The sequence below is a fragment of the Amycolatopsis sp. BJA-103 genome, assembly GCF_002849735.1.
Taxonomy (GTDB): domain Bacteria; phylum Actinomycetota; class Actinomycetes; order Mycobacteriales; family Pseudonocardiaceae; genus Amycolatopsis.
This window is the reverse complement of the sequence record NZ_CP017780.1, coordinates 8,170,453-8,195,556: the sequence shown is the minus strand read 5'-3', so window position 1 is coordinate 8,195,556 and position 25,104 is coordinate 8,170,453. Positions and strand designations below refer to the sequence as shown.

Annotated in this window: 30 protein-coding genes and 1 pseudogene; 16 read left to right on the top strand and 15 right to left on the bottom strand. The window is 69.8% G+C overall.

Going from position 1 to position 25,104, the window contains the following annotated elements; genetic code table 11:
- Window positions 1–13: 13 nt before the first annotated feature.
- From BKN51_RS36880 to BKN51_RS36870, 3 genes are all read right to left on the bottom strand, one after another.
- Window positions 14–307: a DUF2516 family protein gene (locus BKN51_RS36880; protein WP_101611983.1), complete on the bottom strand. Its 294-nt coding sequence runs from the start codon at window positions 305–307 to the stop codon at window positions 14–16.
- A gap of 88 nt (window positions 308–395) precedes the next feature.
- Window positions 396–1,043, bottom strand: coding sequence for a hypothetical protein (locus tag BKN51_RS36875; RefSeq protein WP_101611982.1), 648 nt, complete (start codon window positions 1,041–1,043; stop codon window positions 396–398).
- Window positions 1,040–1,441, bottom strand: coding sequence for a helix-turn-helix domain-containing protein (locus BKN51_RS36870; RefSeq protein WP_101613678.1), 402 nt, complete (start codon window positions 1,439–1,441; stop codon window positions 1,040–1,042). The genes BKN51_RS36875 and BKN51_RS36870 overlap by 4 nt, the downstream gene beginning before the upstream one ends.
- A 166-nt stretch (window positions 1,442–1,607) precedes the next feature.
- Here BKN51_RS36870 and BKN51_RS36865 point away from each other — a divergent pair, with 166 nt between their 5' ends.
- Window positions 1,608–2,738, top strand: coding sequence for a methyltransferase domain-containing protein (locus tag BKN51_RS36865; RefSeq protein WP_101611981.1), 1,131 nt, complete (start codon window positions 1,608–1,610; stop codon window positions 2,736–2,738).
- A 5-nt stretch (window positions 2,739–2,743) separates the two neighbouring features.
- Here BKN51_RS36865 and BKN51_RS36860 read toward each other — a convergent pair whose 3' ends face one another.
- The 3 genes from BKN51_RS36860 to BKN51_RS36850 are packed head-to-tail and all read right to left on the bottom strand — an operon-like array spanning window position 2,744 to window position 4,155.
- Complete coding sequence (locus BKN51_RS36860) at window positions 2,744–3,376, bottom strand: AAA family ATPase (RefSeq protein ID WP_101611980.1); 633 nt, start codon at window positions 3,374–3,376, stop codon at window positions 2,744–2,746.
- Between the two features lie 2 nt (window positions 3,377–3,378).
- Entirely contained in the window at window positions 3,379–3,753 is a 375-nt protein-coding gene (locus tag BKN51_RS36855; RefSeq protein ID WP_101611979.1) for a TFIIB-type zinc ribbon-containing protein, read from the bottom strand.
- Window positions 3,754–3,786: 33 nt separating this feature from the next.
- Entirely contained in the window at window positions 3,787–4,155 is a 369-nt protein-coding gene (locus BKN51_RS36850; protein WP_101611978.1) for a VOC family protein, read from the bottom strand.
- A 93-nt stretch (window positions 4,156–4,248) separates the two neighbouring features.
- Here BKN51_RS36850 and BKN51_RS36845 point away from each other — a divergent pair, with 93 nt between their 5' ends.
- Window positions 4,249–4,716, top strand: coding sequence for a CGNR zinc finger domain-containing protein (locus tag BKN51_RS36845; protein ID WP_233223078.1), 468 nt, complete (start codon window positions 4,249–4,251; stop codon window positions 4,714–4,716).
- A 259-nt stretch (window positions 4,717–4,975) separates the two neighbouring features.
- Here BKN51_RS36845 and BKN51_RS36840 read toward each other — a convergent pair whose 3' ends face one another.
- Window positions 4,976–6,274, bottom strand: a complete 1,299-nt coding sequence (locus BKN51_RS36840; protein ID WP_101611976.1) for a DUF445 domain-containing protein — start codon at window positions 6,272–6,274, stop codon at window positions 4,976–4,978.
- Window positions 6,275–6,303: 29 nt separating this feature from the next.
- Here BKN51_RS36840 and BKN51_RS36835 point away from each other — a divergent pair, with 29 nt between their 5' ends.
- A complete protein-coding gene (locus BKN51_RS36835; RefSeq protein ID WP_101611975.1) occupies window positions 6,304–7,467 on the top strand; it encodes a pyridoxal phosphate-dependent aminotransferase in 1,164 nt (387 codons plus the stop codon).
- 12 nt (window positions 7,468–7,479) lie between these two features.
- Here BKN51_RS36835 and BKN51_RS36830 read toward each other — a convergent pair whose 3' ends face one another.
- A complete protein-coding gene (locus BKN51_RS36830) occupies window positions 7,480–7,953 on the bottom strand; it encodes a sigma-70 family RNA polymerase sigma factor (protein ID WP_101611974.1) in 474 nt (157 codons plus the stop codon).
- Window positions 7,954–8,318: 365 nt separating this feature from the next.
- Here BKN51_RS36830 and BKN51_RS36825 point away from each other — a divergent pair, with 365 nt between their 5' ends.
- Entirely contained in the window at window positions 8,319–9,410 is a 1,092-nt protein-coding gene (locus tag BKN51_RS36825; protein WP_101611973.1) for a hypothetical protein, read from the top strand.
- Between the two features lie 446 nt (window positions 9,411–9,856).
- On the opposite strand, the gene yczR is transcribed toward BKN51_RS36825, so the two are convergent.
- A complete protein-coding gene (gene yczR / locus BKN51_RS36820) occupies window positions 9,857–11,311 on the bottom strand; it encodes a MocR-like transcription factor YczR (RefSeq protein WP_101611972.1) in 1,455 nt (484 codons plus the stop codon).
- 61 nt (window positions 11,312–11,372) lie between these two features.
- Between yczR and yczE the strand changes: the two genes are divergently transcribed.
- Window positions 11,373–12,005, top strand: coding sequence for a membrane protein YczE (yczE, locus tag BKN51_RS36815; protein ID WP_101611971.1), 633 nt, complete (start codon window positions 11,373–11,375; stop codon window positions 12,003–12,005).
- A gap of 79 nt (window positions 12,006–12,084) precedes the next feature.
- Here the strand turns inward: yczE and BKN51_RS36810 are convergent, their stop codons facing one another.
- Together BKN51_RS36810 and BKN51_RS36805 are read right to left on the bottom strand one after the other, a co-directional pair.
- Window positions 12,085–12,609 carry a Clp protease N-terminal domain-containing protein gene (locus BKN51_RS36810; protein WP_101611970.1) on the bottom strand — a complete coding sequence of 175 codons (525 nt, stop codon included), beginning with the start codon at window positions 12,607–12,609 and terminating at the stop codon, window positions 12,085–12,087.
- Window positions 12,609–12,818, bottom strand: a complete 210-nt coding sequence (locus BKN51_RS36805) for a sigma factor-like helix-turn-helix DNA-binding protein (RefSeq protein ID WP_004559389.1) — start codon at window positions 12,816–12,818, stop codon at window positions 12,609–12,611. The genes BKN51_RS36810 and BKN51_RS36805 overlap by 1 nt, the downstream gene beginning before the upstream one ends.
- 62 nt (window positions 12,819–12,880) lie before the next feature.
- On the opposite strand from BKN51_RS36805, the gene BKN51_RS36800 reads away from it, so the two are divergent.
- Both BKN51_RS36800 and BKN51_RS36795 read left to right on the top strand, forming a co-directional pair.
- Window positions 12,881–13,654 (top strand): protein phosphatase 2C domain-containing protein, encoded by a 774-nt coding sequence (locus tag BKN51_RS36800; protein WP_101611969.1) that lies wholly within the window; start codon window positions 12,881–12,883, stop codon window positions 13,652–13,654.
- A gap of 53 nt (window positions 13,655–13,707) precedes the next feature.
- Window positions 13,708–14,256 (top strand): annotated as a pseudogene (locus BKN51_RS36795) (DUF998 domain-containing protein); the annotation flags it as partial.
- An 81-nt stretch (window positions 14,257–14,337) separates the two neighbouring features.
- On the opposite strand, the gene BKN51_RS36790 reads toward BKN51_RS36795, so the two are convergent.
- Window positions 14,338–15,342 (bottom strand): D-cysteine desulfhydrase family protein, encoded by a 1,005-nt coding sequence (locus BKN51_RS36790; protein WP_101611968.1) that lies wholly within the window; start codon window positions 15,340–15,342, stop codon window positions 14,338–14,340.
- 74 nt (window positions 15,343–15,416) lie between these two features.
- Between BKN51_RS36790 and BKN51_RS36785 the strand changes: the two genes are divergently transcribed.
- From BKN51_RS36785 to BKN51_RS36755, 7 genes are all read left to right on the top strand, one after another.
- Window positions 15,417–16,799, top strand: coding sequence for an amidase (locus BKN51_RS36785; protein ID WP_101611967.1), 1,383 nt, complete (start codon window positions 15,417–15,419; stop codon window positions 16,797–16,799).
- On the top strand, window positions 16,796–17,344 hold the full coding sequence (locus tag BKN51_RS36780) for a TetR/AcrR family transcriptional regulator (RefSeq protein WP_174720576.1): 549 nt from the start codon (window positions 16,796–16,798) through the stop codon (window positions 17,342–17,344). The genes BKN51_RS36785 and BKN51_RS36780 overlap by 4 nt, the downstream gene beginning before the upstream one ends.
- On the top strand, window positions 17,341–18,198 hold the full coding sequence (locus BKN51_RS36775; RefSeq protein WP_101611965.1) for an oxygenase MpaB family protein: 858 nt from the start codon (window positions 17,341–17,343) through the stop codon (window positions 18,196–18,198). Before BKN51_RS36780 ends, BKN51_RS36775 begins: the two co-directional genes overlap by 4 nt.
- A 439-nt stretch (window positions 18,199–18,637) precedes the next feature.
- Window positions 18,638–20,086 (top strand): hypothetical protein, encoded by a 1,449-nt coding sequence (locus BKN51_RS36770; protein ID WP_101611964.1) that lies wholly within the window; start codon window positions 18,638–18,640, stop codon window positions 20,084–20,086.
- 8 nt (window positions 20,087–20,094) lie between these two features.
- The gene (locus BKN51_RS36765) at window positions 20,095–20,502 is read left to right on the top strand and encodes a hypothetical protein (protein WP_101611963.1); all 408 of its coding nucleotides are present in this window, start codon (window positions 20,095–20,097) and stop codon (window positions 20,500–20,502) included.
- A gap of 18 nt (window positions 20,503–20,520) precedes the next feature.
- Complete coding sequence (locus tag BKN51_RS36760) at window positions 20,521–21,654, top strand: hypothetical protein (RefSeq protein ID WP_101611962.1); 1,134 nt, start codon at window positions 20,521–20,523, stop codon at window positions 21,652–21,654.
- Window positions 21,647–22,195: a hypothetical protein gene (locus BKN51_RS36755; protein WP_101611961.1), complete on the top strand. Its 549-nt coding sequence runs from the start codon at window positions 21,647–21,649 to the stop codon at window positions 22,193–22,195. Before BKN51_RS36760 ends, BKN51_RS36755 begins: the two co-directional genes overlap by 8 nt.
- A gap of 58 nt (window positions 22,196–22,253) precedes the next feature.
- Here the strand turns inward: BKN51_RS36755 and BKN51_RS36750 are convergent, their stop codons facing one another.
- Entirely contained in the window at window positions 22,254–22,508 is a 255-nt protein-coding gene (locus BKN51_RS36750; protein WP_101611960.1) for a DUF397 domain-containing protein, read from the bottom strand.
- A gap of 352 nt (window positions 22,509–22,860) precedes the next feature.
- Here BKN51_RS36750 and BKN51_RS36745 point away from each other — a divergent pair, with 352 nt between their 5' ends.
- Together BKN51_RS36745 and BKN51_RS36740 are read left to right on the top strand one after the other, a co-directional pair.
- Window positions 22,861–23,133: a hypothetical protein gene (locus tag BKN51_RS36745; protein ID WP_101611959.1), complete on the top strand. Its 273-nt coding sequence runs from the start codon at window positions 22,861–22,863 to the stop codon at window positions 23,131–23,133.
- A 5-nt stretch (window positions 23,134–23,138) separates the two neighbouring features.
- Window positions 23,139–23,405, top strand: a complete 267-nt coding sequence (locus BKN51_RS36740) for a hypothetical protein (protein ID WP_168214472.1) — start codon at window positions 23,139–23,141, stop codon at window positions 23,403–23,405.
- A 13-nt stretch (window positions 23,406–23,418) separates the two neighbouring features.
- On the opposite strand, the gene BKN51_RS36735 is transcribed toward BKN51_RS36740, so the two are convergent.
- Window positions 23,419–24,267, bottom strand: coding sequence for an SAM-dependent methyltransferase (locus BKN51_RS36735; RefSeq protein WP_101611957.1), 849 nt, complete (start codon window positions 24,265–24,267; stop codon window positions 23,419–23,421).
- A gap of 14 nt (window positions 24,268–24,281) precedes the next feature.
- Window positions 24,282–25,103: an SAM-dependent methyltransferase gene (locus tag BKN51_RS36730; protein WP_101611956.1), complete on the bottom strand. Its 822-nt coding sequence runs from the start codon at window positions 25,101–25,103 to the stop codon at window positions 24,282–24,284.
- Window position 25,104: the final 1 nt, after the last annotated feature.

Here is a 25,104-nt window from a genome sequence, read left to right as displayed (position 1 = left end):
ATAGCCACCGCGGTCACCAGTTGCGGCCGCCCCGCTGGACCTCGATGAGCTTGGGGCGGACGTCCACGAGGTAGACCAGGACCGCGACCAGCGCGGGCAGCCACAGGATCATGCCGCCGCCGTAGAACTCGAAGAGGGTCAGCACCACGGTGGCCCCGCCGGTGATGAGCATCCAGATGGGCTTGGTCTTGCGGTCGGCGGCCGAATACGCGTCCGAGCGCTGCCTCAGCGCATTAACGAAAGCGAACAGCCCGGTCAATGCGCCGCCCCAATGGATGGCGATGAGGATCCAGGTGGCAACGAACACGAAGTCAGCTTACGTCAAACCGGGCGAATGACCCGGGCCCCTGGCACCGGAACCGGTGCCAGGGGCCCTGGACTTCACGCGGAGAGCTTTACTTCTCGGTCGTCTTCGGCGCGGTGGCCGGCTTCTTGGCGACCGGGCTGGTGGTGGTGCGGCGCACGGGGGCCGTGGTCTTCGGCGCGGTCTTGTTGGCGACCTTGCGCGAAGCCGAACGGGTCTCGTGCGCGAGGTCGTCGCCGATCTCCTCGACCTCGTCGGCGATCTCGCCCGCGACCTCGGTCACCCTGCGGGCGGTCTTCTCGCCCACCGAGCGGGTGCCCTTGGTGACCTTGCCGAGCACGGTGTCGATGCGCTCACGGGTGTCCGCGGTCGCGTCCTCGAGCTGCTCGATGGCCTTCTTGACCTGCGGCTGCGCGGCGATCTTGTCCCACGCCTGCTCACCGGACTCGGCCAGCTTGTTGTACAGCTTCAGCGCGGCTTCGGTGTACTCGTCGATGACCTTGCGCAGCTCGGCCGGGTCCAGCTTCTCGCGGAGGCCCTCGACGTCGTGCGGGAGCTCTTCGATGTTCTTGCGAGCGGTCTCGCCACCCTCGACGACCTTCTCGCGAGCCTTGCCGACGGCGTCGATGACGGCCTGGCCCGCCAGGTTCCCGGCACCCAGCGCGGCGAGCAGCGGCGTGCGGAACTGGTCGAGGGCGGTGTTCTTGCGGTCGGTCTTGGTGGTCGTGGCCGTGGTCATGCTGACTCCTCGGTTTCGGCTTGGACTGTGGTTTCCGCCCGCGGGGGCTTCGCGGCGGCGTTCTCGCGGCGGAACGATTCGTAGACGTCGAGCAGGACCTGCTTCTGCCGCTCGGTCAACTCGGTGTCGGCGCGGATCGAGTCGCCGACCGGGCCGCCCGTCGGCAGATCGAGGATTCCCGCTTGCACGTAGAGCGCCTCGGCCGAAATACGCAGGCCCTTGGCGATCTGCTGCAGGATCTCCGCGCTGGGTTTGCGGACCCCGCGCTCGATCTGACTCAAGTACGGATTGGACACGCCGGCGAGTTTCGACAGCTGCCGCAAGGAGATCTTCGCCGTGCTGCGCTGCTGGCGGATGTACTCGCCGATGTCGGAAGCGATGTCCGCGACCTTCTCCATCGGTCCGCCCGACGGGGGCTGATCCCGGTTGGTGTCTGACATCGGTCACCTCCTCGCGACGTCTTCAACGCTACGCGCGAGTGCTAGCTATTGCAAGCACTCTGCTTGCAACCATCGGGTGTGTTGGTGCTCACCCCGCTGCGACATGAAGGATTACGGTGGAGGGATGTCGAACGCGACGCGGCTGCGGCGGCGCCTCGTCGAGCATCTGCTCGCCGAGGGCGTACTGCACGACGCGCGCTGGATGACCGCGTTCCGCACCGTGCCGAGGCACGTCTTCCTGCCGCGGTTCTTCGTCCCGGCGGCGAACGGCTGGGCCGCGGTGGAGAACGGCGACGAAGAATGGCTCAGGCGCGCCTACTCACCCGAAGTGCTGGTCATCCAGCTCGACGACGATTCGGGACTCTGGGAACGGGCGCGCTATCTGGGCGCGCAGCCGGGAACGCCGACGAGTTCGTCCAGCCAGCCGTCGATCATGGCGATCATGCTCGAAGAGCTCCGGGTCGCCGACGGGCACCGCGTGCTGGAGATCGGCACGGGCACCGGGTACAACGCCGCCTTGCTGTGCCATCGGCTCGGCTCCGGGCTCGTGTACACAGTGGACATCGACCCGGAACTGGTCGACGCCGCGCGCGAGCGGCTCGCGGAGGCCGGGTACGCGCCTTCGTGCGCCGCGTCCGACGGAGCCGACGGCTTCCCGGCGGGCGTCCTCTACGACCGGGTGCTGTGCACGTGCTCGGTGTCGTCGATCCCGCCCGCGTGGCTGGAGCAGACCGTTCCGGGCGGGCTGATCGTCACCACGCTGAACCGGCCGATCGGCGGCGGGCTCGTCCGGATCGTCGCGGGCGAAGGCGCGACGGGACAAGGGCGCGTGCTCGGCCGCGACGGTCGCTTCATGCCGCTGCGCGCACACCGGTTCAGGCCGTCGAAGGTGCCGGACGGCGACGTCGCCTGGCGGCCGACCCGGCTGCCGATGGGAGTCATCACCGAAGTCCGCAGCCGCTTCGAGTTCTTCGCCGGGCTCCAGCTTCCCGGCGTGACGGCCTTACGGGACGGCCAGAACACCGCGCTGGTCCATGCGGACGGCTCCTGGGTCCGGCATCGGCAGTCGGACCGCGAGTACGAAGTGGCCGAGGGCGGCCCGCGACGGCTGTGGGAGCTCGTCGAAAGCGCGCAAGAGGAATGGCTCGAACTCGGTCAGCCGTGGCGGGACCGGTTCGGGCTCAGCCTCGACGGGGACGACCAGGTGATCTGGCTGGATTCCCCCGAAGGCAGGACTTGGCCGCTACGTCCCTGAAACCGCTACGACCGTGAAAGCAGGCCGCGCACCCACATCTCCACATGATCGACGGCGACGTCCACCGGGATGTGGGTGGTGTCGAACAACTCGACCGGCGGATCGAGCGACGGCGCTTCCCGTTGCAGCCACTCGTTGAACTCCAGCATCTCCTCGACCCGCTCCTCGTCCCACTCCCGCCAGGCGGGCCGCGCCAGCAAGCGCTTGCGCAGCGCGTCGGGCTCGCTGACGAGCGCCAGATAGTGGATGTCGGAGAAGAAGACGCGCTCGGGCAACTGCTCGAACTCGGGCGGCGCGACGGTGCCGCAGAGCACGACCGGGCGACCGTTCTGGTGCAGCATCGCCGCCATCCGCAGCCAGGTCGACCGGAACGCGGGATGGCCGGGGACGTCGTCGCGCAACGCCCCTGTCCACAACACGTCCTGCTCGACCACGAGCGCGAGGTCGCCGAGCCGTTCCGCCAGCCGCGGCCCGACCGTGGACTTCCCCGCCCCGCTCGGCCCTGTCAGCGCGAACAACGGGAGCCGCCGGAACGGCCACCGGTGCGCGCATTCCGCGCACACCAGCAGCCCGCTCTCGACTTGTGGCCGTTCGGCGCGATCGCCGCAGGCCGGGCAGATCTTGAGATCGAGGACCACGGTCAGTCGAAGAGGCCCTCGAGGAAGCCACCCTTACGACGCTTGCCTTGGTGGCCGTAGCCGTGCGGGGAGTCGGCGTGGCCGCGGTACCCCTTGGGCGAGTCGGCGTAGCCGCCCCGGTAGCCCTTCGGCGAGTCGGAGTACCCGCCGCGGTGCGGCCGCGGGGAGTCCGGACGGCCGTAGTGCGGAGCCGGCGCGTGCCCACCTCCCTGGTACGGCGGAGGCTGGTGCCCGCCGTAGTACGAGTTCTCGGCACCGGCGATGGCTTCCAGCTCGCCCCTGTCCAGGAAGATGCCGCGGCATCCCTGGCACTGGTCGATGTGGACACCGTTCTTGTCGACGGTCTTCATGGCGTTCTGGCACTTCGGACAAATCACGTATCAGAGATTACGCATTTTTCGCGTCCGAGGTCAGCAGGCGCACAGGCAAAACGGGTGTCCGGCCGGATCCGCGTAGACCCGGAAGGTCTCCGGAGAGTCGTCGAGCAGCTTCGCGCCGATGGCCAGCGCGCGCTCGTGACCGGCTTCGAGGTCGGTGACGTCGAGGTCGACGTGCGCCTGCTGCGGGTTCTCCGCCGACGGCCACGCGGGCGGGCGGTAGTCCGGGACGCGCTGGAACGAGAGCCGCGCGCCGCCCTCGGGGTTCCGCAGCGTCACCCAATGGCCGTCCGTGGCGACCTCGGCCGCCTTCCAGTCGAGCAGCTCGCGGTAGAACTCCGCCAGCGCGACCGGATCCGGGCAGTCGAGGGCCACCGCGCCGAAGGTCGGTACCGCTCCCATGGTTCAGCCTCCACGATCATCGAGTAACCAGCGAAGAGAGTATGCGGGTTATCGGAGCCGATGACAACAGGTCTCGCCCGTACACTGGGCGAGGTGAACACCGACGCGTCCCTGGTGGTCGAGTTTCTGAACACGGTGAACGTCGAACGCGGCACCGACCTCCTGGACGATCCGGAGACCTGGCAACGCTGGGCCCGCGATCACCGGCTGCGCGCGGACACCCCCGCGGCCGCGCGCGAAACCCGGGACGCGCTGCGTTCGGCGATCGGCGACCCGCGGCTGCCCCGGCTCGGCCTGCGCGTGCCGGCGGAGATCGTCCTCGGCCCGGAAGGCCCGCTCCTGGTCGCGGAATCGGTCAGCGAAGCGGTGATGGCCGCGTCGACCCGGCTGACCGTGCTCGGCGAGTGGGTCCGGCTCAAGATCTGCCCGGCGGACGACTGCCTGTGGGCCTTCTACGACGAGTCGCGGAACCGGTCGCGGACGTGGTGCTCGATGCGGTCGTGCGGGAACCGGGAGAAGGCGCGGGCCTGGCGGGCGCGGACGGCGGACGTCTCGACCTGAGCTGAAGGGGCCTTTCCCCGCATGTCACGCGGCGAAGGGCGCTTTCACCCCATCGCATGCGGGGAAAGGCCCCTTCAGCTCCCGTCCTCGTACCCACGCGACCACAACTTCTGGGGTCACCCACCCCCGAGTTACCCCCAGGGGTTGTGCACACCGTTAGGCCAAAGACGTGAAAAGCTGTGGATAACCCTGGGGATGACTCCACTTCCTGTGGACAACTCCCGGAAGGGCCTCCGGAGTGTGGTATAGGTGCCGCCGCTCAGAAGAGCAGCTGCGCGACCGCGTAGATGACCAGACCGGCGAGCGCACCGACCACCGTGCCGTTGATCCGGATGAACTGCAGATCCCGGCCCACCTGGAGCTCGATCTTGCGCGAGGTCTCCTCGGCGTCCCAGCGCTCCACGGTGTCGGTGATGATCCCGGTGATCTCGCGGGAGTAGTTGGTGACCAGATAGGCCGCCGCGCCCTCCACCCAGTTGTCCACCTTGGACCGGATGTGGTCGTCGGAGACCAGTCGCTCGCCCAGTGCCTCGAGTCCGGTGCGCACCCGGCGCCGCAGCTCGCTCGACGGGTCCTCGGCGGCGGTGAGGAGCATGTCCTTCGCCGTCGCCCATGCCGAGCCGATCAGCTTCTGCACCTCGTCGTGCCCCAGCATCTGGGACTTGACCTGCTCGGCGCGCGCCATCACCTCGGGGTTGGTCTGCAGGTCGAGGGCGAACTCACCGAGGAACTTGTCCACCGCCAGCCGCATCGGGTGGTTGACGTCGGTCTTCACCGCCCACACGAAGGACAGCACCTCGCCGTAGACCTTGTCCGCGAGCATCTCGTCGACGAACTTCGGCGACCAGCTCGGCGCCCGGTCCGAGACCACGCGCAGCATCGTCGTGTGGTTGTCCCGCACCCATTCGTAGGCGCGGTCGCACATCAGGTCCACCAGCTTGTGGTGCGCCCCGTCGGCGAACACGCCTTCCAGGATCTTGCCGAGCGGCGGGCCCCACGGCTTGTCCACGATCCGCTTGACCACGGCCTGTTCCATGATCGCCTGGACGTCCTCGTCGCGGAGTACCTTGACCGCGGCCCGGACGACGGTGGCCAGTTCGGACGTCACGCGTTCGGCGTTCTGCGGCTGCGAAAGCCACCCGCCGAGCCGCTTCGAAACCTCGACCCGGCTCAGCTTCTCGCGGATCACCGACTCGGACAGGAAGTTCGAGCCGACGAAGTCGCCGAGGCTGCTGCCCAGCGCGTCCTTCTTGTTCGGGATGATCGCGGTGTGCGGGATCTTGATCCCCAGCGGATGCCGGAACAGCGCGGTCACCGCGAACCAGTCGGCGAGCGCGCCGACCATCCCGGCTTCGGCGGCGGCGCGGACGTAGCCGACCCAGCCCGGCCAGCCCGCGGCCTCGGCCCAGCTGGTCAGCAGGAAGATCACCGTCGCACCGAGCAGGAACGACAGCGCGACCATCTTCATCTTGCGCAGGCCGCGGCTCTTCTCCTCCTCGGCGGCGGTTCCACCGGGCGGATCGGCTGGGGTCACCTTGGCGGGCGTCAGTTGCTCCACAGGGCCATTGTCCGTGAGGATGGCTGATCGTGCGCGAACCTGTCCTCGTACCCCGCCTCCAGCCCTTCACGTCGACCATCTTCGCGGAGATGACGGCACTGGCCGTCCGCCACGAAGCCGTCAACCTCGGCCAGGGTTTTCCCGACACCGACGGGCCCGCCGGAATGCTCGACGCCGCCAAGAACGCGCTGTTCGGGGGCGCGAACCAGTACCCGCCGGGGCCGGGACGCCCGGAGCTGCGCGCGGCGATCGCGCGGCACCGCCGCCGCTACGGCGTCGAGTACGACCCCGACACGGAGATCCTGGTCACCGCCGGGGCCACCGAGGCCATCGCGGCGTCGCTCATCGCGCTGACGCAGGCCGGCGACGAGGTCATCGTCATCGAGCCGTACTACGACTCGTACGCGGCCGCCGTCGCCATGGCGGGCGCGGAACGCCGCGTCGTCGGCCTGGTGGAGCGTGACGGCCGGTTCGCGCTGGACCTCGAGGGTCTGCGGGCCGCGGTGACCGATCGGACCAGGGCGATCCTGATCAACTCGCCGCACAACCCGACCGGCACGGTGTTCACGCGCGCCGAACTGGAAGCCGTCGCCGCGCTCTGCGTGACGCACGACCTGATCGCGATCACCGACGAGGTGTACGAGCACCTGGTCTTCGACGACGCCGAGCACACCCCGCTCGCGACCCTGCCCGGCATGCGGGACCGCACGGTCTCGATCTCCAGCGCGGGCAAGACGTTCAACTGCACCGGCTGGAAGATCGGCTGGGTCTGCGCGAGCCCCGAGCTGGTCGCGGCGGTGAAGGCGGCGAAGCAGTTCATCACCTTCGTCTCGGGCGGACCGTTGCAACCGGCCGTCGCGCACGCGCTGGACCACGAACTGCCGTGGGCCGAAGAGCTGCGCACGAGCCTGCAGGGCAAGCGGGACCGGCTCGCCGCGGGCCTCGCGGAGGCGGGCTTCGCGGTCCGGCCGACCGCCGGGACGTACTTCATCTGCGTCGACGTCCGCCCGCTCGGCTTCGACGACGCCGCGGAACTGGCTTGGGAACTCCCCGAACGGGTGGGCGTGGCGGCCGTGCCCGTAAAGGTGTTCACCGATCACCCGGAAGAGTGGAAACACCTCCTGCGTTTCGCGTTCTGCAAGCGCAACGAGGTCATCGACGAAGCGGTCACCCGATTACGCAAACTCCGGTGACTCGTCCGATGTTCAGCTCCAGCCGCCGACTTCCAGCGCACGCTTGAGCCGGTCCAGACACCGTCTTCGCACCCTGCCCACGCTGGCCGGGCTGATCCCCAGTTCCCCGGCGAGCTGGACGTAGGACAGCTCCGGCCGGTGGGCGAGCAGCCACATCAGCCGCCGGTGCACGTCCGGCAGGCGATCGACCGCCGCCCACAGCGCGCGGTCGCGGGCGGCCCGGACGACCTCGGTCTCCGGGGTCGTTTCCAGTCCCGGGAGGGGACGCGGCGTTTCGCGCCTGTTCCTGGTGATCATCCGGAGCGCGCGGCGCCGCGCGGTGGTCGTCAGCCAGGCCCGGAGCTTCGCTTCGTCACGCAGCGCGCCCGGCGCGCGGAGCAGGTCCAGCCAAGCGTCCTGACAGACGTCCCTGGCGTCGGCTTCGCTCAGGCGATAGGTCTTCAGCACCCCGAGCACCGCCGCCGACACCGCGTTCACGTCCCACATCGCGGACTCTCCCGTCCCGGCGGCTCGCGTCCGCCACCTCGATCACCGAACGCGACTTTGACGGCACGCACCGCAGCGGGGATCCGGAAAAGGTCAGGTCACCGAGTATTTGAGTAGTTCCACCCGTGCCCGGATGGCCGCCGGGCACACACCGAGAGTGATCAACTTCGGTACTCCATGCACCGGAGCCGGTTGCGTCGTTCCGCCTAACGGGCTGGATCAGCGGCGGCAGAGGTGAAACACTCCCCTCCGGTGCTAAAACTGGTGCAGCCCCGGGGGAACTGCGACCTGACCGGAAGAGACCCCAAGCAAGATCGAACTCACGCGGAAAACGTGGGTTTCAGGCGCGGACGGTGGTGATTGCTGTGAGTGGTGCGGCAGTCGTACCCCGTCGTGGTCTCAGGGCCCCGAAAACCGGCGCGCGAATCCTCTTCGCGGGCGGGCTCGCGCTCACCGGCTGGATCCTCGGCGCGGTCTTGAGCACTCCGGCTTCGGCCGACGAGCAGACCCCCGTGACGCCGGAGACCTCGGTGGTCCAGCCCGAATCCGGGAAGTCGACCACGCCTAAGGAGTCCACTTCGGACTCCGGCTCGGCCGAAACCACGAAACCCGTTGAAAGCACCGAAACCCCGAAGCCCGAAACCCCGAAGGAAGAGCCCGCTCCCGCTTCGAGCGAGGAGCCTGAGGCCACCGTCGAGGACAAGGCCGTTTCGAGTGCGAGTTCCCTCGAGAAGTCTTCTTCGCCGGAGCCGGAGAAGAAGACCGCGAAGCCCCAGGCCGCCAACGGTTTGCTGGGCGGCCTCATCGGCGGCGTGCTGGACCTCGTCACGAACACGGTCGGCGGCGTCGTCGAAACCGTCGGCGGGGTCGTCGGCGGAATCGGCGAACATGTCGTCGCGCCGATCGTCACGCCGAATCCGTGCTGCGGGGCGGGTCCCCCGGTGATCCTGCCGGGTACCGGCGACATGCTCGACCCCGTCTTCGGCGGCGGCTCGGGTGAGTCGGCGAGCGGCTCGGTCACCATCGCCGTCCCGGCCGAGAACATCGCGACGAACGCGCCCGCGCCGATCACCCCGGACCCGCGTCCGTTCGTCCCCGCCGAAACGCCCGCTCCGGCGGCGGCGCCCCAGAGCCACCGCGTCGTCCTGCCGCTCCGGGTCAAGCTCGACGACGCCCAGCCCGCTCCGCCCGCGCCCGCCGAATCCGACACGCACGCGTCCCCGGACGGCGGCGGTTCGGGCGGCGGCGGTGGCCTGCCGAACGCCCCCGTGGCCCCGCTCGCGCCCACGACGAGCGCCCAGCCCGGGCACGACCACTCCGGCGGCGGCCGCGGGCCGCTCGCCGTGCTCGACGCCGGAATCCCCGCCACGCAGCTGAAACTCCTCGGAGCAGGCTGCGATCACGAAGGCGAGCGCACCGGCCGGGAAGCCGCGCTTCCCACCACCTCCCCCGACTGACCTGACCGGGTCGCCGGGGAGAACCACGTCCAAACCAAGATCAACTTCGGTTTTCGACGTCCGCTGAAATCCCTGGCAGAAGTCGCTTTCGCCTGCCCTCGTTCAGGTAACCCCTTGTCTTCCCGAACGGCCGACCGCGCCCGGCCGGTTCGGATCCCGGCCCCGGCGCCGCACTGCCCCTGGGGCGGCGCCGGGACCAGCACCGGGTGGACTTCGGGGGCTTCTGCTCACCGCGCCGAGCAGGAGCCGGCCAAGCTCGAAGACCACCTGAACCGCGGGCGGTTCCCGGCACGTCGAGGGGCTGTGCCGGGTAACCGCCGCGGTGCCCGTCCCGAGATTCCGGTCTCGGGGCGGGCCGGATAGCCGGTGCGCTGGTCGTGCGGCGCCGATGCCCTCCCTGGAGCATCGGCCGCCCCGCCGGCGCACCGGCTATTTCCGTTTTCCCATCAGGTGACCTGGACGGCCACGGGAGCTGCCGTGGCCGGAGTGGCGGCCACCGTGGCGGCGGCCGCGCCCAGCCGCCGCACGGCCTCGAAGAGCCTGTCCGCCGGGAGCGCGTACGGCAGCCGCAGCCAGCGCTCCAGTCCACCGTGGACCCCGAAACGCGAGCCCGGCGCCACCTGCACCCCGTGTCCCGCCGCCGCGACGGCCAGGCGCGTGCTCATCGGCTCCGGAAGACGGCACCAGAGCGAAAGCCCGCCGGGCGGCACGGTGAACGTCCACTCGGGGCAGTACCAGTTCAGCGCCCCGGTCAGCGCGTCGCGCAGGGCCAGCGTCTCGTCGCGACGGTGCGCCAGCGCGGCCCCGCCGTCGTCGAGCAGCTCGGCGAGGACCAGTTGCTCGAAGACCGGGGACCCCAGGTCGACGGCGAAACGGGCCGCGACCAGCCTGCCGATGACGTCCTCCGAAGCGCGGATCCAGCCGAGCCGCAGCCCGGCCCAATGCGATTTCGACGCCGAGCCGATCGTGATGCCGAGATCGCCCGCGAACGCGCCCAGCGGCGGCGGCCCGTCGGCGGGATCGCCTTCGAGATCCAGTTCGACCAGCGTCTCGTCGATGATCGCCGGCGTCCGCGCGCGGCTCAGCGCGGCCGCGAGCCGCTCCCTGCCGACGGCGTCCAGGCGCAGGCCGGTCGGGTTCTGGAAGTCCGCGACGAAGTACGCGAGCCTCGGCGCGGATTGCCGCAGCGCGGCCTCGATCCCGACGATGTCCCAGCCGGTGGCCGGATCGAGCGGCACCGGGACCGGGATGGCGTGCGCCGCGGCGATGGCTTCGAGGGCGTTCGGATACGTCGGCTGCTCGACCAGCACCCGGTCACCCGGACCGGCCAGCATGCGCAGGACCTGCACGAACGCGTGGTGCGCGCCGTTGGTGATCATCACCTGATCGGCGTTGGTCGGCAGGCCGCGGTCGGTGTAGCGGCGGGCGATCCGCTCGCGCAGGACCCGCAGCCCGCGTACGTGATAGCCGTTCTCGCCGAGGTGATCCACCAGCGCCTTCCGCGCGGCGTCCACGGCGGGGACCAGACCGGCGATGGCGGGCGGACAGGCCTGGGCGAGGTCGATCAGGTCCTCCCCGGACGGCAGGATCGCGTCCCGCCCGCGCCCGCCGGGAGCCGCGATCCAGGAGCCCGCCCCGCGACGGCTGGCGACCAGCCCGTCGGCCCGCAGCTTGTCCAGCGCGGCACCGATCAGCGTGCGGCTGACTTCCAGCGCTTCGGCGAGCTCCCGTTCGGCCGGGAGTTTCGTGCCGAGCGGCAGCCTGCCGTCGAGGACCAGCAGCTCGACCGCCGCCGCGAGATCCGCGGCACCGTGTCGAGAACCACTCTGCCGCCAACTTCCCAGCAAAGTGGCCAATTTTAGGCCCGAAACGCGTCCAGTCAGCGGGATCAGCGGTTCCATAAGACCAATTGTTCCAGATTGGTCATGGTCAAGATAGCCACCTACCCCTGATGGTGCATTCGTGGCACTTACACTCGATCTCCGCCCCGTCGGCATCTCCCAAGACACCACCCGCCGCTCGATCCAGCTCGTCGGCGGGCTGGCCCTCTACGGCGCCAGCATGGCCATGCTGACCAGGTCGGGCCTCGGCCTCGACCCGTGGGACGTGCTGCACGAAGGCCTGATGAAGATCACCGGCCTGTCGTTCGGCACGGTCACCGCGATCGCGTCGGTCCTGGTGCTGCTGCTGTGGATCCCCCTGCGGCAGCGGCCCGGCATCGGCACCGCCGCCAACATCGTGGTCATCTCGCTCACCGTGGACCTCGTGCGGATCTTCCTGCCCGACCAGCACGTCCTCGGCTGGCAGATCGTCAACCTGGTCGCCGGCGTCGTGCTCAACGGTCTCGCCGCCGCGATCTACGTCGGCGCGCGGCTCGGGCCCGGCCCCCGCGACGGGCTGATGACCGGTCTCGCGGCCCGGACGGGCAGGTCGATCCGCCTCGTCCGGACCCTCATCGAGATCACCGTCCTCGCCGCGGGCTGGCTGCTCGGCGGCACGGTCGGCGTCGGCACGATCCTCTACGCGCTCGCCATCGGACCGCTGACGCAGGCGTTCCTGCCGTACGTCGTCTGGCGCGAGCGCGCACGGAGCTGAAGGGGACTTTCCCCGCGTCGCACGCGGCGAAGGGCGCTTTCCCCGCATGACATGCGGGGAAAGCGTCCTTCAGCCCCCGCTAGCTGGCCGCCCGCTGCTCCAGCAGGCGCCGGACGGCGAGGTAGCCGATGCCCCGCTGCGCGAGGACGTCGGCCGCCGGGCCGGGAACGGCGGTCAGCGCGAGCAGGAGGTGCTCGGCCTCGATCCGCTTGTCGCCGACATCGATGGCTTCGCGAAGGCTCTTCTCCAGCAGCTTCTTCGCCTCCTGCGTGAACGGCCGATGGCCTCGCCCGCCGCGCTGCCCCCCGGTCAGCGCGCCGGGCCCGTGAGTCTGCTCGACCCGCTCGACGATGTGCTCGACGTCGATGCCGAACCCGCTCAGCGCTTCGACATCGGCGTCGCTCATCCCGCCGCGGCGGCGGACGCGGCGGAGGTCGTCGGCCAGCTCGTCCGCCGGGCAGCCCAGCGTGGTGAGCACGCCTGTGTGCCGGGCGAGTGACGTCAGCAGGTGCAACGGGTCGACGTTCGAGGCGGCCTCGTCCGACGCGACGCGCTGAGCCCCGATGACGACCTCGCGGAGTTCGGTGGTGAACCGTTCGAACATCAGTGCCTCCCGTACTTCTTGTGCACCGCTTGCCTGCTGACCCCCAGCTCGGCCGCGATCTCCTGCCAGGACCAGCCGTGCACCCGCGCGCTGCGGACCTGCACGGCCTCGAGTTGTTCCAACAGCCGGCGCAAAGCGGCGACGGCGCGCAACCCCACCCGGGGATCACGGTCACCGGCTCGCGCGGCCAGATCTGTCGCTTCGGTCATGATGTCAACCTACGTTGACATGACGCCTACGTCAACCTCAGTTGACAGTTAGGGTCGGGGACATGGCCGAAATCGCAGTGGCGGAAAGGGACGGAGTAGGCGCGGACGGAGCAGCGCGCCCGACCGAAGACCACGTCGCCGTACTCGACAACGCCGTGGTGATCCTCGACGGGGCGACCTCGCCGCATCCGGATCTGCCACCCGGTGGCTGGTACGCGAGCCTGCTCGTGCGCAGCCTTTCGCAGGCGCTGAGCGCTGAACCAGAGGCGGATCTCGCGGCACTGCTGGCCGGGTCGATCGCCGACGTCGCCCGGCGCGAAGGTCTCGAACCGGGGCACTCGCCATCGAGCACGGTCTCGATCGCGCGCTGGACGGACGACACCGTCGACGGACTGGTGCTCGCCGACAGCCCCATCATCGCCTTCGGGCCTTCCGGCGCCGACCCGCTCACCGACGACAGGCTGGCCACGCTGCGCGACAGTGGCCAGCTCCGCACCGGGGCCGACGTCCGCGCGAAACGCAACGCGCCGGGTGGCTTCTGGGTCGCCGAGGCGGAGCCGAAAGCCGCCACGGAAGCCGTGCGCCGCAGCTGGCCGCGCTCGGAGGTCGAAGCCCTCCTGCTGGCGACGGACGGTGTCGCGATCGGCGTCGACGAGTACGGCCTGTTCGGCTGGCCCGAAGTCCTCGCCATGAGCCGGAAGCGTGGTCCGGACGCGGTCCTCGACGCGGTGCGCACGGCGGAGAAACAGGACCCGGACGGCGAACGCTGGCCCCGGGCGAAAAGGCACGATGACCAGCTACTGGTAGTGGTCGAGTTAGGGTTAGCCCCAGGGTAAAACCGGGGGCTTCCCGGATCGGAAATCCGCGGCCTCGCGAGCACGCTGGACGCATGACGTTCCCTGGGGAGAGATCGCGGGCCAAGCCTTGGCTGATCGCGTCGGGCGCGGCCATCGGCTGGGCGTTGGTCACCATGGTCGTGCTGCATCTGATCAGCTCACGCGATCCGGTTTTCGACACGCTGTCCAGCTACGCCTACGTCGACCGCGGCACGGGCATGCTCGGGGCCAGCGTGCTCTCCCTGTCCATCGGCTCGCTCACCGCGCTCGGCGCGCTGGCCGCGGCCGGGATCCCGCTCAGCCGCACCACGAAACTGCTGTTCGTGCTGTGGTCACTGGGGCTGGCGGCGGCCGCGATCTTCCCCGCGAGCTACCCCGAATACCCGGACCCGGTCAGCGGCGAGATCCACCTGTACGCGTGTCTCATCGCGTTCCTCAGCCTGCCCGCCGCCGGATTCACCCTCCGCGACAACCTGCGCGGCACCCCCGCGGCCAGGCAGGTCGGCCGCCTGGCCTGGGGCAGCGCGGCGGGGCTGATCGTCTTCGGGCTCACCTTCATCTTCGTGCGCCTGTCCGACATCCCGTTCTTCATGACGCTGACCGACATCTTCCCGGTCGGCGTCGCGCAGCGGCTTTCGCTGGTGGCGCACGTGATCCTGATCGGCGGGATGCTGAAGGTCGCGTCAGCCGCGCACCGTGCCGGTGAATTCGGGGGCGTAACCGTACAGTCCGGGCGAACCGCCCGTGTGCAGGAAAACGACGTGCTCGTCGGCCGCGAAATGGCCTTCAGCAGCCCAATCGACCAGCGTGGCGGCCACCTTGCCGGTGTACACGGGGTCGAGCGCGATCCCTTCCGTGCGGCCGAAAAGCCGCACCGCGTCCCACGTGCCGGCGGTCGGGATCCCGTAGCCGGGGCCGATCGCGCGGTCGTCGATGCGCAGACCTTCGAGTGACGGCGGCTCGGTCCCCAGCAACGCGGAGACCGCGGTGGTGAGGTCGGCGAGGTTGTCCAGGGCTTCGTCGACCGGGTGACTGACGCAGGCGACGTCGAGCGTCAGCCAGTCGAGGTCCGCCGTCCCGACGAGGAGCCCGGCCGACGTCCCGCCGCTGGCGTGCGGAACGACCAGCCGCGCCTTGGTGACACCGCGGTCGGCGAGTTGCCCGGCGATCTCCCTCGCGGCCGCCACGTACCCGAGCGCGCCGACAGCGTCGGAACCGCCGACAGGGAACGTGGCCACCTCGCGCCCCTCGGCCGCGGCCTCGGTGATCAGCCGGTCGTAGGTCTTGCCGGTCTCCTCCCCGTCGCGGCAGACGTGCACGTTCGCGCCGAAGAGGTGGTCGAGCAGGACATTGCCGGACTGTTCGTACGCTTCACCGTCGCGAGGAACCTTCGCGGTGAGCACGAGTTCGCACCGCAACCCGAGCTTCGCGCAGGCCGCGGCGGTCTGGCGGCCGTGATTGGTCTGCAGCGCGCCGAAAGTGATCACCGTGTCGACGCCGGCCTCGATCGCCGCGCCGAGCAGGAACTCGAGTTTGCGGAGCTTGTTGCCGCCCTGGCCGAGCGGATGCACGTCGTCCCGTTTGAGCAGCAGGTTCGGCAGGCCGAGAGCCTCGCCCAGCCGGGGTGCCGGATGCAGCGGCGTCGGACGGCCGCCGAGGTCGACGCGAGGGAAGCGATCGAGGTTCATGCAGGTCACGTAACCACACCGAGGCTACTCGATGGTATCGTTCGTTTGAACGAACGAGATACGCAGGGGGAGCCATGACCACCTCGAAACCGGACCTCGCGTTCACCGGCCTGGCCGAACAGGCCTCGATGCTCGCCACCGGAGCCACGACTTCTGTCGAGCTCACGCGCTTGGCGCTCGAACGAGCCGAAGCCAGTCAGCCCACTCTCAACGCCTTCAAATGCCTTCGCGCCGAAGAAGCCCTTCGCGAGGCCGAGGACGCCGACCGCCGGTTGGCCGGCGGCGAGACCGCTCCCCTGCTCGGCGTCCCCACCGCGATCAAGGACGACCTCGACGTCACCGGACTGCCGACGGCGTTCGGCTGCGAGGGCGACTTCACCGTCGCGACAGCGGACTCCCCGCCCGTCGCCGCGCTCCGCCGGGCGGGCGCGGTGCTCATCGGCAAGACCAACACCCCGGAACTCGGCCAATGGCCGTTCACCGAAGGCCCGGCGTTCGGCGCGACCCGCAATCCGTGGGACACCGAGCGCACCCCGGGCGGTTCCTCGGGCGGCGCGGCGGCGGCCATCGCGTCGGGGGTGATCGCCGCCGCGCTGGGTTCCGACGGGGCCGGGTCGATCCGGATCCCGGCCGCGTGGACCGATCTGGTCGGGATCAAACCGCAGCGCGGCCGCGTCCCGACCGAACGCGAACTGTTCCACGGCCTGACCGTGGTCGGCCCGCTCGCGCGCACCGTCACCGACGCGGCCCTGCTGCTCGACGTCGCTGCGGGAACCGGGACCGCGTTCCAGGCCGCCGCCCGCCGCGAACCGGGCAGCCTGCGCATCGGGCTGTCGACCCGGATCCCTTTCACCGCCACGAAAACCCGGCTCGACCCGGACGCGCACACGGCCGTCGTCCGGCTCGCGGAGCGGTTCGCCGAACTCGGCCACGAGATCGTCGAGGTCGAACCCGACTACCGGTTGATCGGCCTGACCTTCCTGCCGCGTTCGCTCGTCGGCGTGCGTGACTGGTCCCGTCGCGTCCCGGACCAGGCCCGGCTCGACCCGCGTACTCGCGCCAACGCGCGGCAGGGCTCGGCGCTCGCCGGTCCGGCGCTGCGGCTCGCCAGGGCCACGGAACCGTTGCTGCAGCGGCAGATCGGCTCGGTATTCGGCCGGGTGGACGTCCTGCTCACGCCGACCACCGCGACGCCACCGCCGCGGATCGGCACCTTCGACAAGCTCACCGGCTGGCAGACCGACCAGGCCATGATCGCCGCGTGCCCCTACGCTTGGCCGTGGAACGTCCTGGGCTGGCCGGGGGTCAACGTCCCCGCCGGGCTGAGCCCGGAAGGCCTGCCGCTGGGCGGGCAACTCCTCGGCCCGTCGCACGGCGAGGAGCGGCTGATCTCGCTGGCCGCGCAACTGGAAGAGGTCGAACGGTGGCAGGACCGCAAACCCGAGACCGCTTGGTGAACACCCGCGAGAACATCCTTCACGCCACGCTCAAGGTCGTCGGCGAACAGGGTGTCGGCGGGCTGACCAACCGCCGGATCGCGACCGCGGCCGGTGTCTCGCTCGGCACGCTGACCTACCACTTCCCCAGCCAGACGGCGCTGCTGCGCGAGGCGATGCTGCTGTTCGTCGAGGAAGAGACCACGAAGCTGACAGGGTTCGTCGACGCCTACCGCGAGCAGGGGTTGAGCGTCGAGCAAGCCGCCTCGGTGGTCGAACAGGTCATCACGCAGCTTCCGTTCGGCACCGACGAACTCGGCGCGCACGAGCTGTACCTGCAGGCCGCGCGCGACCCCGGGCTCCAGGACGCGGCCGCGCGGTGTTTCGCCGCCTACGACGAACTCGCGCTGGTGATCCTCCGGACGTTGGGTGTCCCGTCACCCGAGCGGCTGACCGGTCCGGTCGTGGCGCTGATCGCCGGGCTGCAGTTGCGCAGGCTCGCCACGGGTGACGACGGCGTCGGGGTGGCGCAGCCGTTGATGATGCTCATCCGCGGCGCGTCATGAGCGGTCCGCCGATCGTCAAGGGGACGGCGGCGTGGAGGTATTTCGGCGACTTCCGGGCCGGGCTGATGGCGGGCCAGGTGCTGGTGCTGCAGGTCGCCCATCCGGTGGTCGCGGCCGGGGTCCGGGATCATTCCGACTACGTCGAGGATCCGTGGACGCGCCTGATGCGCACGGCCGCGTCGCTGTCCATCTACATCTACGGCGGCCCGGAAGGCGCTCGTTACGAAGCGGATCGGCTGCGCGCGCTGCATCGCGAGTTCACCGGGGTCGACGCCGACGGCCGCCGGTACAGCGCGCTGAACCCACACGCCTACGCTTGGGTGCACGCCACCCTCGTCATGGTTCCCGTTGACACGCAACGGTTCTACGGCACCCCGATGACAGCGCCCGAATTGGACGAGTACTACGCGCAGATGTGCGACGTCGGACGGCTGCTCGGCCTGCGTGCGCAAGACCTGCCGCGGACATGGCCGGAATTCGAGCGGTACTACGCGGACATGATCGACGGCTTCGGCCCGAACGAGACGATCTCGACGTTGTTCGAGACGATCCGGACGGTGAAGAAACCCTGGCGGTGGCTACCCGACAAGCGGTGGACCCGGCCGCAGCGGTGGCAGTACCGAGGGCAGATGTTCGTCCTTCGCGGCACGCTGCCGCCCGCGCTGCGCGATCGTCTCGGTCTACAGTGGACAGACAAGGACCAGCGCCGGTTCGACCGGTTTCGCGCCGTGGTGAGGCTGATCGGCGGACTGGTGCCGGTGACGTTGCGGTCCTCGCTCGTCCGCCGGATCGGCAGGCTCAACGTGTGGTTCCGTGCGCATCCGCGCGCGTACCGTTTCCTGGGCGGCTCGTGAGTGGTGATTCGGGTTCTATTGGAGAGAAGGGCAAACGTGTCGTGTTCGCGGCCGGGTCGCGCCGAGCCCTCAGCGTCAAGAATCTGGCCGGCCGACGAGGGCCTGCCGCATCCCGACTGTACACAGTGGACACCTTCAGCCGGGAAGGTGTCCGATTGATGGCCATCTGCACGCTTTGCGACAGGAGTCGTGAGTGGCAATGCGCGTTCTAACCCTCTTTATCACTCACGACCCCCTGTGGCCCCTCGGGGACCGACCGGCGCCCGCTGGCCGGTCCAGACCCTCGCCGCGAAGACGTCCCGGAAGGGAGCCGGCGCCCTTAGCCAACTTCCAGGGTCACCCCCTGTCGGAGTAAGGGCCACAGTCCCCTTTACGGGGGACCCCGGTTCACTCCGCGCCGTGACGCTTTCCCCGGCCTTCGTCGCTAACTTCAGCCGGGATGGGGAATTCACCGAGGGGGCGGCGCGCGGCGCCGTTGGTCATCGCCCGCGTGCTCGTACTCTGCGCGCTGGCGTCCTTGCTGTTGAGCGGCACCGCCCAGGCGGACGGCGCGTCGAGCGGGGCGGACGTCCAGGTCGCGCAGACGCTCGGCACCCGGGATCTCACGGTCGTCCTGCGGCGGATGGACATCGCGCCCGGCCCGCTGCACGTCGACGTCGTGACGCACGCCGGAAGCGCGCCGGGAACGCTGAAACTGCGCGCGTCCGCCGCGGGAACGACGTTTTCCGAAACCACGGTCCAGCTGGACGGGAAGCCCGGCGCCCACCCGGCGCTGCTGCGGGTCGACCAGCCGGGGCCGTGGGAACTCGGCCTCGACGACGGCACGGACACCGCGTCGATCCCGTTCATCGTCCCGGCCAGGGTCATCCCGCCCTGGGAGAAGGCCACTTTCGGCGGCTTCGTGGGCGCGGGCGTGTTCCTGGTGATCGGCCTCGTCGTCGCGATGCGCGTCAAACGGCCGCAGCTCGCGCTGATCCCCGCCGGCGGGATGGTCGCCGCGCTCGCGGTCGCGGTCACCGGCGCGATGCTCTCGGCGTCGACCCCGGCGCCGCCCGCGCCGGGCGCGGCACTGGACCCGACGATCGACAACGTCCAGGACCCGTACGCGAACGCGCAGATGTCCACTGTGGACTTCTCGCGGCCTCCGGTGAACCTCGCCGCGCACTCCACGAATCCCAAGGCGGGCAGCCTCGCCGACGTCCGGCTCGCCGTGGCCGACGGCGCGACCGGCCGCCCGGTCGACGATCTTCTGGTGCACGACAACGCTTTGATCCACCTCGTCGTCATCTCGCCGACCGGAAGGCTCTGGCATCTGCATCCGGTGCGCGTCGGCCCCGGCGACTACCGGGTGAAGTTCACGCCTCCCGAGGCCGGGACCTACGCCGTCGCCGCGGAACTCGCCCGGCGGGGCGGTGGCGTGCAACTCGTCCGCACCACCCTGCCGGTCGCGGCCGGCACCGACGCCCCTGCCGAACCCGTGCCCACCGGGGCGGGTGCGCGGGTCGTCGACGGGAATCCGGTCGACGTCGACATCAAGCCGGGTACGCCGACCACGATCACCGCGCGGTTCGGCAAGGCGGATCTCCAACCGTGGCTGGGCATGCTCGGCCACCTGATCGTCGTCGGCCCGATAACCGACGATCGCCGGGTCGGCGCGGATGCCGCTGCCGCGCCGACCTGGGCCCACGTGCACTCGATGATCCCTCAGTCGCCCGGTATGCCGGGAAAGCCCGACGAGACCGTCGCCGCGTACGGCCCCGACGTCCCGTTCACCTACACCTTCGCCGCCCCCGGCAAATACCGGATCTGGCTGCAGGCCGAACGCGACTACCGGGTGCTGACCGTGCCCATGCAGCTCGAAGTCCCGCAAGGAGGCGCACCCCAGTGACAACCACAGTGACATCCACAGTGGACAGACGGAGACCCGTGCTGCTCATCTCGGTGGTCGCCGTGCTCGCGGCGGCGATCGTCGCCTGGCTGGTGTGGCCGAGCGGCGGCGGGGAACGGGTACAGCGTTCGACCCGGGGTGCGTCCACGGTGGAGTTGTCGGTCACCGATCCGCACCAGGGCGGCAATGTCTTCGCGCTGACCGTCACCGGTGCCGCGCCGGACGTCGTCACCGTCGAACCGGTGATGCCGCAGATGGGGCACGCGCTCGCTCCGTCACCCGCGATCGCGCAGGCACCGGGGCTGTTCCGCACCGGCGACGTCCTGCTGCCGATGTCGGGGCAATGGGAGATCACCGTTTCACTGCGCGGGCCGTCCGGTACCACGCAGCACGTTTTTCCTTTGCTGGTCAAGTAAGAGAGGGAGGTCGGGGGTATGGATCTCACCGCGGGAGGGGCGAGGGTCGCCTCGGTGGCACGAAGCGAACGCACCGGACTGTTCCCGGCGGGCACCGTGCTGGCCGGGTCGGTGATCTCGCTGATCGGGCTGACCTGGGACATCCAGTGGCACGGCGACGTCGGCCCGGACACGTTCTTCACGTTGCCGCATCTGTTCCTGTATTCGGGCAGCGCGATCTCCGGGCTCGCGAGCCTCGTGGTCGTGCTGATGACCACGGCCGCGCGCCGGGCGGGCCGCCAGGTCGACGCCCGGGTCGGCGGCCGCGCGATCAACGTCTTCGGCAAGGTCTTCGCCGCGCCCGCCGGCTACCTGGTGACCGGGACCGGTGCGGCGATGTTCCTGCTGTACGGCCTGTGGGACCAGTGGTGGCACAGCCTGTACGGCTTCGACGCCGTGATCGACTCGCCGCCGCACATCGGGCTGCTGCTGTCGATCACGCTGAGCATCATCGGCACGGTCATGGTGTTCGCGGCCGCGCGGGAACATCGCTGGGGCGCCCTCGGCGTCGTCGGCACCCTCGGCGTGCTGATCGCGTTCAGCACGGTCACCGTGCTGGGGCTGCAGCAGATCGACGTCGACCTGGTCGACGTCATCTCCGTGGGGATCGCGCTGCTTTCGGTGCTGCTGGTCTCGGCGGGCGCCGGATTCTGGCGGCGGCCGGGCGGAGCGGTCCGGGTGGCCGCGTCGCTGGCGGTCATCCAGGCGATCACCTGGTGGTTCTCGCCGTGGGCCGCGGAGGCGTACGCGGGCGCCGTCGGACTGCCGATGCGGGACTACATCGACGGTGTGCCCGCGATGCCCGCGATGATGCCGATGGCGCTGCTGCCGATCGCGGCCGTGCTCGAAGCGGTCTACCTGCTTTCGCGGCGCGGCTGGTCCGCGGGCCGCGTTTCGGTGCTGGCAGGCGGAATCGGCGGTCTTCTGGTCGGCGCGTCGATGCCGATCCAGAACGCGATCGTCTACGGGGCCGCCTCGGTCGACTGGCCGGTCGTGTTCGCGACGGGCGCCGTCGGCGCGGTGTTCGGGCTGCTCGGCGGGTTCGCCGGGTGGCGGTTCGGCGGGATGCTGGGGCTGCTGGCGCCGGCGAAGGAGGACAACGCGCATGCGTAAGACACTGCTGGCGCTGGCGGCGGCGATCGGATTGCTGTTCGCGACCACCCCCGCGGCGAACGCCTACGAGCCGGTGAACATCGTCCACACCGAACGCGTGCAGGTCGGCCCGTACGGGATGACGGTCGGGTTCAGCACGTGGCCGTTGCGCGCCATGCAATCGCTGGACTTCACGTTCATCCCGGACGACGGGATCGCCGGGAAGTCGGGGACGCTCGCGTTCCTCAATCCGGAGACCGGGCGGCTGGGCCGTCCGCAGCCGCTGGCGAAGCATCCTCGGAAGCTGGAGGTGTGGGGGCTGGACATCCGCGCCCTGCAGACCGAGGGCTCGTGGACGTTCCGGTTCGAGATCGACGGGCCCGCGGGCAAGGGCGCGGGGGAACTCCGCGATCTGACGGTGCTCGAACAGCCGGGGCCGCCGATGGCGGTGAGCTGGTCGATCAGTCTGATCCCGCTGATCGTGCTCGCCGTCCTGATCACCGTCGCCTGGCGGCGCACCAAACTCAGGTTGCGGGGCAACGGGCTCCCGGCGACGGTGTGACTCGAAGTGGCCGAAGATCGGATGGCTCGCGTGTCCCGATGGGCACGCGAGCCTTTCGTCATGGACTCAAATCGAACTGTCCGGCCTTGACCGCCGTGAGGAAGGCGTTCCACTCACCGGCATCGAAGACGAAGACAGGACTCGCGGCCAGTTTGGTGTCACGCACCCCCACCAGGCCTTCCCTGCCCAGGTTGACCTCGACACAGTTCCCGCCGTTGGGCTCACTCGCGAAGGACTTCTCCCAAGCTGCGTCGTCGAACAGCGACACGGCCGTGGTCGGATCGTAATCCGCCGCCGATGGATAATCGGCCATTGGTCGTACCTCCGAACGTCGGTCGGGGGTGCGAGTCGCGACCTGCGCGAACCGTCACGGCCCCAGCTTCTCCCTGCCTCAACGGGACTATCCCGCACGGCCAAGTGGGTGATCAACTCCGCCCACCCTCGACATGAAGATTATTCCAGGAGTAGGATTAATCGCAGCGGCCGGGGCTCGGTTGTTGGTGAATCGCTCGCAGTATGGATCGACCTCGGCGACAGTTGTCACCGGGTGGCGTTCAGCAGGGGTTTCACCGTTCCAGCGGGGCACCGACGGCAGGTGACCGGCAGGGGCACCACACCCCGCGGCGCATGACCACCCACCGCCGACCTCGTGGGGGAGGATCAGCGTGATCATTCAAGACACCATGCCGGCGACGGTACTCGCCGTCGGCAGGCTCATGGCTGGAACGGCGGGCGAAAGCCGCCGCTCCGCGCATCTTTTCGACCTGCACTCGGGGGGTTCTCACCCCGAATTCCTGCACGCCCGTTGCGGCGCGGCGATGCCTTACGACCACCTGGAATGGATCCCCGTCGGTTCGGGGATGCCCTGTGAGCGTTGTCTCGGCCTGGCCGGTTCGGCCGACCAGACGCGGTTGCCGCGGCCGAGCCGGGGGGTGTGACCGCGATGGCCGTCCGCCTCACCACGTTGTTGTTCCGCCGTGAGGACGAACGCCTGGCTTCGGCGAAGCGCCGCAACATCGGTCTCGAACTGCGTCAGCGGTTCGGTTTCAGCCTCATCCAGGCTCCGCTGCGCAAGCAGCCGCCGTGGAACTCCGAAGTGGATTTCCCCGGCAAGCGCGGCGCGCACCGGGATCTGATCAGGACCGGACGGCCGCTCGAAGGTCAGTTCGAGCTTTCGCCCTTGATCGGGCATCTGACCGGCCGGGCCTGATCACTCGAAGCGCTCAGGGCTTGCGGCCCAGCCCGCCGAGACCACCGGTGAAGGTCGGGTCGTCGGCGAACCTGTCGCTCGCGCGGGACGCCGCTTCGTCCAGATGCCAGGCGGCCATCCAGTCGATCCCCGGCTCCACCATCTCCAGTCCGTCGAAGAACGAGGCGAACTCCGCGCGGGAGCGCAGGTGGAACGGCGCGCTCGTCTTCTTGTAGAGCTCCTGGACGTTCTCCCGGTTGTCACCCTCCTTGCGGGTGACGCCGTCCTCGGTCAAGTGCGAGGACAGGAAGTACGAACCCGACGGCAGCAGGTCGATGTAGCGCTGGACCATCTCGTGGACGGGTTCGTCCGGGCCGAGGAAGTACAGCAGGCCGACCAGGACCAGCCCGATCGGCTGCCGGGGGTCGAGCACCCCGGTTTCGAGGGCGCGCTTCCAGATGTCGGCGGGATCCCGCACGTCGCCCTGCAGGACCGCGTGCCGTCCGAGCAGGCCCTCACGTTCCAGGAGCAGCTGGGAATGCGCGACGGCGACCGGTTCGATGTCGATGTAGACGACGCGGGACTCCGGGTTGATCGCGCTCGCGATCTGGTGGACGTTGCCGACGGTGGGCACGCCGGAGCCGATGTCGAGGAACTGGGTGATCCCCTGGCGCGCCAGGTATCCCACGCCGCGGCCGAGGAAGTCGCGCCCGACCCTGGCGAACGTCTTGACCTCCGGGAACTGCTTGAGCACCTGCGCGCCGAACTCGCGGTCGATGGCCCAGTTGGCCGAACCGCCGAGGAACCAGTCGTACACCCTGGCCACGTTGGGTCGTTCGAGGTCGACACCTTCGGGGGCTTCGGGGTCCTGCTGCGTCGTCATACCGTCACACCTCGTCAGAAAGCGGGTTTGCGGGCGACCCCGCCGATGGCGCAGTTAAGCGTAGGCGAGCCGGGGTCGTCCAGCCGCCATGCGCCGACCGGGACCAGGCCGGGTGCCACGAGGTCGAAATCCCCGAAGAAGCCGAGGATCTCCTCCTCGTCGCGGAAGGACGCCGGCGTACTCGACTGTTCGTACTGCTTCACGACGCGCTGGATCTGTTCCAGCTCGGCGCCTTCCACGCCGGACATCGTGACGTGGGAAAGACCGTAGAACGAACCGGCGGGCAGCAGTTCGCGGTACCGCGCGATGACGGGGGCCAGGCCGGGGTTCGGCACGAAATGCAGGACCGCGACGGTGAGCAGGGCGACCGGTTTCGCCGGGTCGAGCACACCGGTGTCGAAGGCGCGTTCCCAGACGTCGTCCGCGTCGCGCAGGTCGGCGCCGATCACCGCGTGCCGGGCGGGGTCGCCGTTCTTCTCCAGCAGGATCCTGGCGTGCGCGACGGCGACCGGTTCGTTGTCGACGTACACGCAGCGGCTGTCACCGTCGGCCTCTCCGGCGATCTCGTGGACGTTGCCGACCGTCGGCACACCGGAACCGAGGTCGACGAATTGGTTCACCCCGTGCTCGGCGCAGTGCCGTACCGCGCGGCCGAGGAAGGCGCGGTTGGCCCTGGCGAGGGCGCGGATGAGCGGGAAGGCCTTGACGAGTTGCTCGCCGAATTCCCTGTCCACCGCCCAGTTGGCGGTTCCGCCGAGGGCCCAGTCGTAGATCCGCGCGGCGTTGGGCCGCTCGAGGTCGACACCTTCGGGCAGGAACTGCGGGTCCACGCGCATG